This window comes from Kitasatospora sp. NPDC005856 (assembly GCF_040629945.1).
Lineage (GTDB): Bacteria > Actinomycetota > Actinomycetes > Streptomycetales > Streptomycetaceae > Kitasatospora.
Genome location: NZ_JBEXWT010000158.1, coordinates 1 through 9,724, shown reverse-complemented (window position 1 = coordinate 9,724; position 9,724 = coordinate 1). Strand labels below are relative to the sequence as shown.

At 76.3% G+C, this 9,724-nt stretch carries 1 protein-coding gene; it reads left to right on the top strand.

Annotated features, from left to right (window positions below):
• Positions 1 to 9,724 (top strand): type I polyketide synthase (locus tag ABZ449_RS40780; RefSeq protein WP_360356867.1); only part of this gene is annotated, 9,724 nt, incomplete at both ends.

The following is a 9,724-nucleotide window of genomic DNA, read 5'->3' as shown; positions in this document are numbered from 1 at the left end:
CGACGGTCGCGGCCTGCGACGCCGCCGACCGCGAGGCGCTGGCCGCCGTGCTCGCCGCCATCCCCGCCGAGCACCCGCTCACCGGCGTGGTCCACACCGCAGGCGTGGTCGACGACGGCGTGGTCACCGCCCTCACCGCCGAGCAGCTCGCCACCGTGCTGCGCCCGAAGGCGGACGCGGCACTCCACCTGCACGAGCTGACCGCCGGCCGCGACCTCGCGCTGTTCGTGCTGTTCTCCTCCGTCGCCGCGGTGCTCGGCCCGCCCGGACAGGGCAACTACGCGGCGGCGAACGGCTTCCTCGACGCGCTGGCCGCGCACCGGCGGGCCCGCGGCCTGGCCGGCGCCTCGCTCGCCTGGGGCCTGTGGGCGGAGTCCAGCGGCATCACCGGACACCTGACCGGCGCCGACCTGGCGCGGGCGGCACGGGTCGGCGCCCCGCTGACCACCGCGCAGGGCATGGCCCTGTTCGACGTCGCCGGGACGGTGCCGCGCGCCCACCTGGTCACCTCCAACCTCGATGTCGCCGCGCTGCGCGGCGACCCGGCGGGGCCGCCGCCGATCCTGCGTTCGCTGGTCGGCGCCGCACTGCGCCGGGCCAGTGACGCACCGACCGCCGCCGGCCTCACCCAGCGGCTCGCCGCCGTCCAGCCGGACGGCCGGCTCCCGCTGCTCGTCGACCTGGTCCGCGAGCAGACCGCCCTGGTGCTCGGCCACGCCTCCCCGGAGGCCGTCGCGGCCGGACGCGCCTTCAAGGAGGCCGGCTTCGACTCGCTGACCTCGGTGGAACTGCGCAACCGGATGCAGGCCGCCACCGGCCTGCGGCTTCCCGCCACCCTGGTGTTCGACCACCCGAGCCCGGCCGCGCTCGCCGAGTACCTGCTCGGCGAACTGCTCGGCGGCCGGGACGTCCCGGTGCGCGCCCAGGCCGCCGCGGTGGCCACCGACCAGGACCCGATCGTCATCGTCGGGATGAGCTGCCGCCTGCCGGGCGGCGCCGACAGCCCCGACCACCTGTGGGACCTGCTCGCCGACGGCGGCGACGGGATGACCGGCTTCCCCGCCGACCGCGGCTGGGAGGCCGAGATCGCGGACGCGCCGTACGCGCTCACCGGCGGTTTCCTCGCCGACGCCACCGCGTTCGACGCGGCCCTGTTCGGCATCTCCCCGCGCGAGGCGCTGGCGATGGACCCGCAGCAGCGGCTCTCGCTGGAAGCCGCCTGGGAGGCCTTCGAGGCCGCGGGCATCGACCCGACCTCGGTGCGCGGTGCCCAGGTGGGCGTCTTCCTCGGCGCCGGGACCTCGTACTACGGCATCGGCACCGACCTCTCCACCACCGCCGAGGGGCACGTCCTCGCCGGCACCTCGAACAGCGTGATCTCCGGCCGGGTCTCGTACACCTTCGGCCTGGAGGGCCCCGCCATCACGGTGGACACGGCCTGCTCCTCCTCGCTGGTCGCCCTGCACCTGGCGGCGCAGGCGCTGCGCGGCGGCGAGTGCGAGATGGCGCTGGCCGGCGGTGTCACGGTGCTGGCCGGCCCGGAGATCTTCGCCGAGTTCAGCCGGCAGGGCGGCGTCGCCGCGGACGGCCGCTGCAAGCCGTTCTCGGCGGAGGCGGACGGCACCGGCTGGTCCGAGGGCGTCGGCATGCTGGTGCTGGAGCGGCTCTCCGACGCCCGGCGCCACGGGCACCGGGTGCTCGCGGTGGTGCGCGGCAGCGCGATCAACCAGGACGGCGCCTCCAACGGCCTGACGGCGCCGAACGGCCCCTCGCAGGAGCGGGTGATCCGGCAGGCCCTGGCCAACGCCGGGCTGACCACCGCCGACGTGGACGCCGTCGAGGCGCACGGCACCGGCACCCGGCTCGGCGACCCGATCGAGGCCCAGGCCCTGCTGGCCACCTACGGCCAGGACCGGCCCGAGGACCGGCCGCTCTGGCTCGGCTCGATCAAGTCCAACATCGGCCACACCCAGGCCGCCGCCGGTGTCGCCGGAGTGATCAAGATGGTGCAGGCCCTGCGGCACGGGAGGCTCCCGGCCACCCTGCACGTCGCCGAGCCGAGCGGCCACGTGGACTGGTCGGCGGGCGCCGTCGAGCTGTTGGCCGAGGCGCGGCCGTGGCCCACCGCGGACCGGCCGCGCCGGGCCGGCGTCTCCTCCTTCGGCATGAGCGGCACCAACGCCCACGTGATCCTGGAGGCCGCCCCGGTCGTCACCGAGGCGGCGGCCCTCCCCGAGCCCGGCTCCGGGGTGCTCCCGTGGTTCCTGTCCGCCCGCACCGGGGCCGGACTCGCGGCGCAGGCCGCGCGACTGGGCGCCTTCGCCGCCGAGCACGCCGAGCTGACCGGGCCGGAGATCGGCCGGGCGCTGCTCTCCCGGGCCGCCCTGGAACACCGCGCGGTGGTGCTCGGCACCGACCGCACCGCCCTGCTGGACGGCCTGGCGGCACTCGCCGACGGGACGGCCAGGGCCGGGGTGGTCACGGGCGTCGCCGAGGAGCGCGACAGCCGCTCGGTGGCCTTCGTCTTCCCCGGCCAGGGCTCCCAGTGGGTCGGTATGGCGCGCGAACTCGCCGACTGGTCGCCGGAGTTCGCCGCGCGACTGGCCGAGTGCGAGGCGGCGTTGGCGCCGTTCGCGGACTGGTCGCTGACCGAGGTGCTGCGTGAGGGCGCGGAGTTGGACCGGGTGGATGTGGTCCAGCCGGTGCTGTGGGCGGTGATGGTGTCGCTGGCGGAGGTGTGGCGGGCGTACGGTGTCCGGCCCTCGGCCGTGGTCGGGCACTCGCAGGGTGAGATCGCGGCGGCGGTGGTCGCGGGGGCGCTGTCCGTGGAGGACGGTGCCCGGGTGGTGGCGCTGCGCAGCCGGGCGCTGGTCGAGCTGGCCGGTGGCGGTGGGATGGTGTCGGTGGCCGCCGGGAGTGCGGTGGTCGGGGAGCTGATCGGTTCCTTCGAGGGTCGGGTGTCGGTGGCCGCGTTCAACGGGCCTTCGTCGACGGTGGTCTCGGGTGAGCCGGGCGCGCTGGACGAGTTGATGGTGCTGTGTGAGGCGCGTGGTGTGCGGGCCCGCAGGATTCCGGTGGACTACGCCTCGCACTCGGCGCAGGTGGAACTTGTGCGTGAGCGGGTGCTGGCGGATCTGGCGGGGATCAGCCCGCGGAGCTCCCGGGTGCCGCTGTACTCGACGCTGACGGGCGCCCCGATCGACACCGCGGGGATGGACGCCGGGTACTGGTACGACAACCTGCGTTCCACCGTCCTGTTCGAGCAGGCCACCCGTGCCCTGCTGGCCGACGGCCGCTCGGTGTTCGTCGAATGCAGCCCCCACCCCGTCGTCTCGGTCGCCCTCCAGGAGACCGCCGAGGACACCGGCACCCCGTTCACCGTGGTCGGCACCCTCCGGCGCGACGACGGCGGCGCGGAGCGCTTCCTGACCGTCCTCGCCGAACTCTGGACGGCCGGCGTGCCGGTGGACGCCACCGGTGTGCTGCCCGCCGCCCGACCCGTCGCCCTGCCCACCTACGCCTTCCAGCGCGAGCACTACTGGCCCAGGCCCCTCGCGGCGCACGACGCCGCCGCCGTCGGCCAGGTCACGGCCGGCCACCCGCTGCTGCGGGCCGCCGTCCCGCTCGCCCACGACGGCGTCGTCCTGACCGGACGGCTGTCCACGGCCGGCCACCCGTGGCTGGCCGACCACACCGTGCTCGGCCGCACCCTGGTGCCCGGCGCGGCCTTCGTCGAGATGGCCCTGCGGGCCGGCGAACAGGCCGGCTGCGCCCTGCTGCGGGAACTGGTCCTCCAGGCCCCGCTGGTGCTGACCGCGGCGGACGGGGTGGCCGTCCAGGTCGCCGTCGGCCCGGCGGACGGCGCGGGCGACCGCACCGTGGAGGTGTCCTCCCGCCCCGGCGAGGACGCCCCGTGGACCTGCCACGCCACCGGTCTGCTCGGCGCCGACGCGCCCTCCGCCGGCTTCGACCACGCCCAGTGGCCGCCCGCCGGCGCCCGGCCCGTCGACCTGGCCGGCTTCTACGCCGCGCTCACCGAGGCCGGCTACGGCTACGGCCCCGCCTTCCAGGGCCTGCGGGCCGCCTGGCGGGACGGCGCCACCGTCTACGCCGAGGTCGCCCTGCCCCGGGACGTCCAGGCCGACGGCTACGGCCTGCACCCCGCCCTGCTGGACGCCGCCCTGCACGCCGCCGCCCTCGACGCCGAGGCCGGAACCAGGCTGCCCTTCGCCTGGACCGGCGTCTCGCTCCAGGCCGTCGGCGCCACCTCGCTGCGGGTCGCCCTGACCCGCGGCCCCGGCGGAACCACCGTGCGGGCCGCCGACCCCACCGGCGCACCCGTGTTCGCCGTCGACGCGCTGGCCGCCCGGGAGGTCACCCCCGAGGCCCTGGACGGCGGCGGCGCGCACGGCGTCCACGACGCCCTGTTCGCCCTGGACTGGGTGCCCGCGACCGACCCGGCCGCGGCCCCCGACACCACCGACTGGGCGGTGCTCGGCCCGGACGACGCCGGACTGCCGCAGGCCGTCCGGCACGCCGACCTCGCCGCACTGACCGCCGCCCTCGACGCGGGCGCGCCCGCCCCGGCCGTCGTCGTCCTGCCCGTCCCGGCGGGCAGCGACGCCGAGGCCGTGCTGCGCACCACCTCCGACGTCCTCGGCCTGCTGCGCGCCTGGCTCGCCGAGGAGCGGCTCGGCTCCTCCCGGCTGGTCCTGCTGACCCGCGGCGCCGTCGGCGAGGGCGCCGACCTCGCCGGCGCGGCCGTGCACGGACTGGTGGCCTCGGCCCAGGCCGAGCACCCCGGCAGCCTCGTCCTGGTCGACCGCGACCCCGCCGGCGACGGCGGACACTGGCCGGCCGCCGTCGACACCGAACCCAGGAGCGCGCTGCGCGACGGCGCCCTGCTCGTCCCGCGCCTGGTCCGCACCCCCGCGACGGACACGCCCGAGCTGCCCGGGACGGTGCTGGTCACCGGCGGCACCGGAACCCTGGGCGGCCTGGTCGCCCGGCACCTGGCCGCCCGTCACCGGGTGCGCCACCTGGTGCTGCTCGCCCGCCGGGGCGCCGAGAGCCCCGGCGCGGCCGAACTGGTCGAGGACCTGCGGGCGCTGGGCGCCGAGGCGACCGTCGTCGCCTGCGACGCCGCCGACCGCGAGGCGCTCGCCGCGGTGCTGGACCGGCACCCCGTCACCGGCGTCGTCCACGCGGCCGGCGTCATCGACGACGGCACCGTCACCTCGTACGACGCCGACCGGCTGGCCGCGGTGCTGCGCCCCAAGGTGGACGCGGCGCTCCACCTGCACGAGCTGACCGCCGGCCGCGACCTCGCGATGTTCGTGCTGTTCTCCTCCGCCGCCGGCACCTTCGGCCCCGAGGGCCAGGCCGGTTACGCGGCGGCCAACGCCGCGCTGGACGCGCTGGCCGCCCGCCGGGCCGCCGCCGGCCTGCCCGCCGTCTCGCTCGGCTGGGGCCTGTGGGCCAGTGCCAGCGGGATGACCGGACACCTGTCCACCGACCAGGTCGCCCGGGCCTCGCGCACCGCCGAGTCGCTGAGCGACGCCGACGGGCTCGCCCTGTTCGACGCGGCCGTCGGCTCCGCCCGTCCGTCCCTGCTGCCGATCCGGCTGCGGCCGGCCGCGGGCCGGGACGGCGACGTGCCGCCGCTGCTGCGCGCCCTGGTCCGCCCGGCCCCGCGCCGCGCCGCCGCCGAGACCGGCACCGGCGGGCTCGCCCAGCGGCTGGCCGGCCTCACCGAGGCCGAGCGGGCCAGGACGGTCACCGAACTGCTCGCCACCGAGGTCGCCGCCGTCCTCGGCCACACCGGTGCGGCCGCCGTGGAGCCCGGCCGGGCCTTCAAGGACCTCGGCTTCGACTCGCTGCTCGCCGTCCGGCTGCGCAACCGGCTCCAGGAGGTCACCGGCCTGCGCCTGCCCGCGACCCTGGTCTTCGACCACCCGACCCCGGCCGTGCTGGCCGAGTTCGTCCGTGGACAGCTGCTCGGACTGCACCCGGCGGGACCGGCCGCCGCGGCGAAGCCCGCCGCCACCGCGGTCGCCCTCGACGAGCCGATCGCCATCGTCGGCATGAGCTGCCGCTACCCCGGCGGCGTCACCGACCCGGACCGGCTGTGGGAGCTGCTGGCCGCCGGCGGGGACGGCATCTCCTCCTTCCCGACCGACCGCGGCTGGGACGTCGCCGCGGTGTACGCGGGCGAGAGCGCGGGCACCGCGACCGTCTTCGAGGGCGGCTTCCTGCACGACGCCGCCCGGTTCGACGCCGGGCTGTTCGGGATCTCGCCGCGCGAGGCGCTGGCCATGGACCCGCAGCAGCGCCTGCTCCTCGAGGCCTCCTGGGAGGCCTTCGAGAGCGCGGGCCTGGACCCGACCGCGCTGCGCGGCAGCCGGACGGGCGTCTACGCCGGCCTGATGTACCACGACTACGCGACCGGCGGCGGAGCCGTCCCGGACGAGGTCCAGGGCTTCCTGGGCACCGGCAACGCGGGCAGCGTCGCCTCCGGCCGGGTGTCGTACACCTTCGGCCTGGAGGGCCCGGCCGTCACCGTCGACACCGCCTGCTCCTCCTCCCTGGTGGCGATGCACCAGGCGGCCCAGGCGCTGCGCTCCGGCGACTGCGACCTGGCGCTGGCCGGCGGCGTCACCGTGCTCGCCACGCCCGCGGTGTTCACCGAGTTCGCCCGCCAGGGCGGCCTGGCCTCGGACGGCCGCTGCAAGGCCTTCTCGGCGGCGGCGGACGGCAGCGGCTGGTCGGAGGGCGTGGGCCTGCTGGTGCTGGAGCGGCTCTCGGACGCGCAGCGCAACGGGCACCGGGTGCTCGCGGTGGTGCGGGGGAGCGCGGTCAACCAGGACGGCGCCTCCAACGGTCTGACGGCGCCGAACGGTCCCTCGCAGGAGCGGGTGATCCGGCAGGCGCTGGCCAACGCGGGGCTGACGGCCGGTGACGTGGACGTCGTCGAGGCGCACGGCACCGGGACGAAGCTGGGCGACCCGATCGAGGCGCAGGCGCTGCTGGCCACCTACGGCCAGGAGCGGTTCGCGGACCGTCCGCTCTGGCTGGGCTCGATCAAGTCGAACATCGGGCACACCCAGGCAGCGGCCGGTGTGGCGGGTGTGATCAAGATGGTGCAGGCGATGCGGCACGGTGTGCTGCCCGCCACGCTCCACGTGGACGAGCCGTCCCCGCACGTCGACTGGTCGGCCGGTGCGGTGGAACTGCTCACCGAGGCGCGGCCGTGGCCCGAGGCGGACCGTCCGCGCCGGGCGGGCGTCTCGTCCTTCGGGATCAGCGGCACCAACGCCCACATCATCCTGGAATCCGTACCCGCCCCGCGCGCGGTGGGGCCGGCTGCGGCGGTCGATGGGTCGGTGCCGTGGCTGTTGTCGGGTCGGACGCCGGCGGCGTTGGTGGCGCAGGCGGAGCGGTTGGCCGGGTTCGTGGTGGAGCGGCCCGGGCTGGCGGTGGCTGACGTGGCGTCGGCGCTGTTGTCGCGGGCGGGTCTGGAGCAGCGGGCCGTGGTGCTGGGCGGGGACCGTCGGGCGCTGCTGGACGGGCTGTCGGTGCTCGGTGGCGAGGGTGTGGTCCGGGGCCGGGTGGTTCCGGGTGATGTGGTGTTCGTCTTCCCGGGTCAGGGCTCGCAGTGGGTCGGTATGGCGTGGGAGTTGGCGCAGGTCTCGCCGGTGTTCGCGGCGCGGTTGGCGGAGTGCGAGGCGGCGTTGGCGCCGTTCGTGGACTGGTCGCTGACCGAGGTGCTGCGTGAGGGCGCGGAGTTGGACCGGGTGGATGTGGTCCAGCCGGTGCTGTGGGCGGTGATGGTGTCGCTGGCGGAGGTGTGGCGGGCGTACGGTGTCCGGCCCTCGGCTGTGATCGGGCACTCGCAGGGTGAGATCGCGGCGGCGGTGGTCGCGGGGGCGTTGTCCGTGGAGGACGGTGCCCGGGTGGTGGCGCTGCGCAGCCTGGCGATCACCGAACTCGCCGGTGGCGGTGGGATGGTGTCGGTGGCCGCCGGGAGTGCGGTGGTCGGGGAGCTGATCGGCTCCTTCGAGGGTCGGGTGTCGGTGGCCGCGTTCAACGGGCCTTCGTCGACGGTGGTCTCGGGTGAGCCGGGCGCGCTGGACGAGTTGATGGCGCGCTGTGAGGCGCGTGGTGTGCGGGCCCGCAGGATTCCGGTGGACTACGCCTCGCACTCGGCGCAGGTGGACCGGTTGCGTGAGCGCATCCTGGCGGAGCTGGCCGGAATCAGCCCCGCCACGTCCACCGTCCCGCTGTATTCCACGCTGACGGGTGCTCCGATCGACACCGCGGGGATGGACGCCGGGTACTGGTTCGACAATCTGCGCTCGCCGGTGCGTTTCGAGGAGGCCACTCGGGCGCTGCTGGGCAGTGGCCGGTCGGTGTTCGTGGAGTGCAGCCCGCACCCGGTGCTGACCGTCGGCGTGCAGGAGACCGCTGACGCCGTTGGGGCCGAGGCGGCGGTGCTGGGCACGCTGCGGCGTGGCCAGGGTGGCCCCGAGCAGCTGCTGGCGGCGCTGGCCGAGGCCTGGACGGCGGGCGTGCCCGTCGACTTCGCCTCGCTGCTGCCCGCCGCCGGACACGTCGAGCTGCCCACCTACGCCTTCCAGCGGGAGCACTACTGGCTGGAGTCGGCGGTCCTGACGGCCGAGGGCGATCCGGACGAGGCCCGGTTCTGGGACGCCGTCGAGCGCGAGGACCTGGCCGAACTGTCGCGGTCCCTGGAGCTGGACGAGGACGGCGCGCTGCGCTCGCTCCTGCCGGTGCTGTCCTCGTGGCGGCAGCGGCGCCGGGTGGATTCGGTGGTGGATTCCTGGCGTTACCGGGTGACGTGGAAGCCGTTGGGGGGTCTGGCGGACGGGCGGTTGTCCGGTCGCTGGCTGCTGGTGACGGCCGAGGGTGCGCCGGTGGAGGATGTGGCGGCGGCGCTGGTCGCCGCCGGGGCCGAGGTCGTGCCGCTGGCCGTCGACGGCGCCGGGCGCGAGGAACTGGCCGCTCGGATCCGCGAGTTGAACGCTGCCGGAGACTTCACGGGTGTGCTCTCGCTGGTCGCTGCCGAGGACGCGCCGCAGGCCGAGCGCTCTCCGGTGTCGACCGGCGCGCTGGCCACGTTGGCGCTGTTGCAGGCGCTCGGTGACGCGGGCGTTCGGGCCAAGGTGTGGTCGGTGACGGTGGGTGCGGTGTCGGTGGGTCGGGCCGACCGGTTGGCGAGCCCGTGGCAGGCGCAGGTCTGGGGTCTGGGCCGGGTGGCGGCGCTGGAACTGCCGGATGTGTGGGGCGGGTTGGTCGATCTGCCGTCGGTGGTGGACGAGCGGGCCGGGCGCCGGCTGGTGGCGGTGCTGGGTGGTGTCGAGGACCAGGTCGCGGTGCGTTCCTCGGGCGTGTACGGTCGCAGGTTCGTCCGGGCCGTGCAGCCCGCCGGGCAGTCCGGTGCCTGGACCCCGTCCGGTACGGTGCTGGTCACGGGTGGTCTGGGTGCGCTGGGCGCGTCGGTGGCCCGTTGGCTGGCCGAGCGGGGGGTGCCGCATCTGGTGCTGACCGGCCGTCGTGGCGAGCGGACGCCGGGTGCTGCGGAGCTGGTGGCCGAACTGACCGGTCTGGGTGCCCGGGTGACGGTCGCCGCCTGTGACGTGGCGGACCGTGACGCGGTCGCCTCGCTGCTGGCGGAGGTCCCCGTCGAGCTGCCGCTGACGGGTGT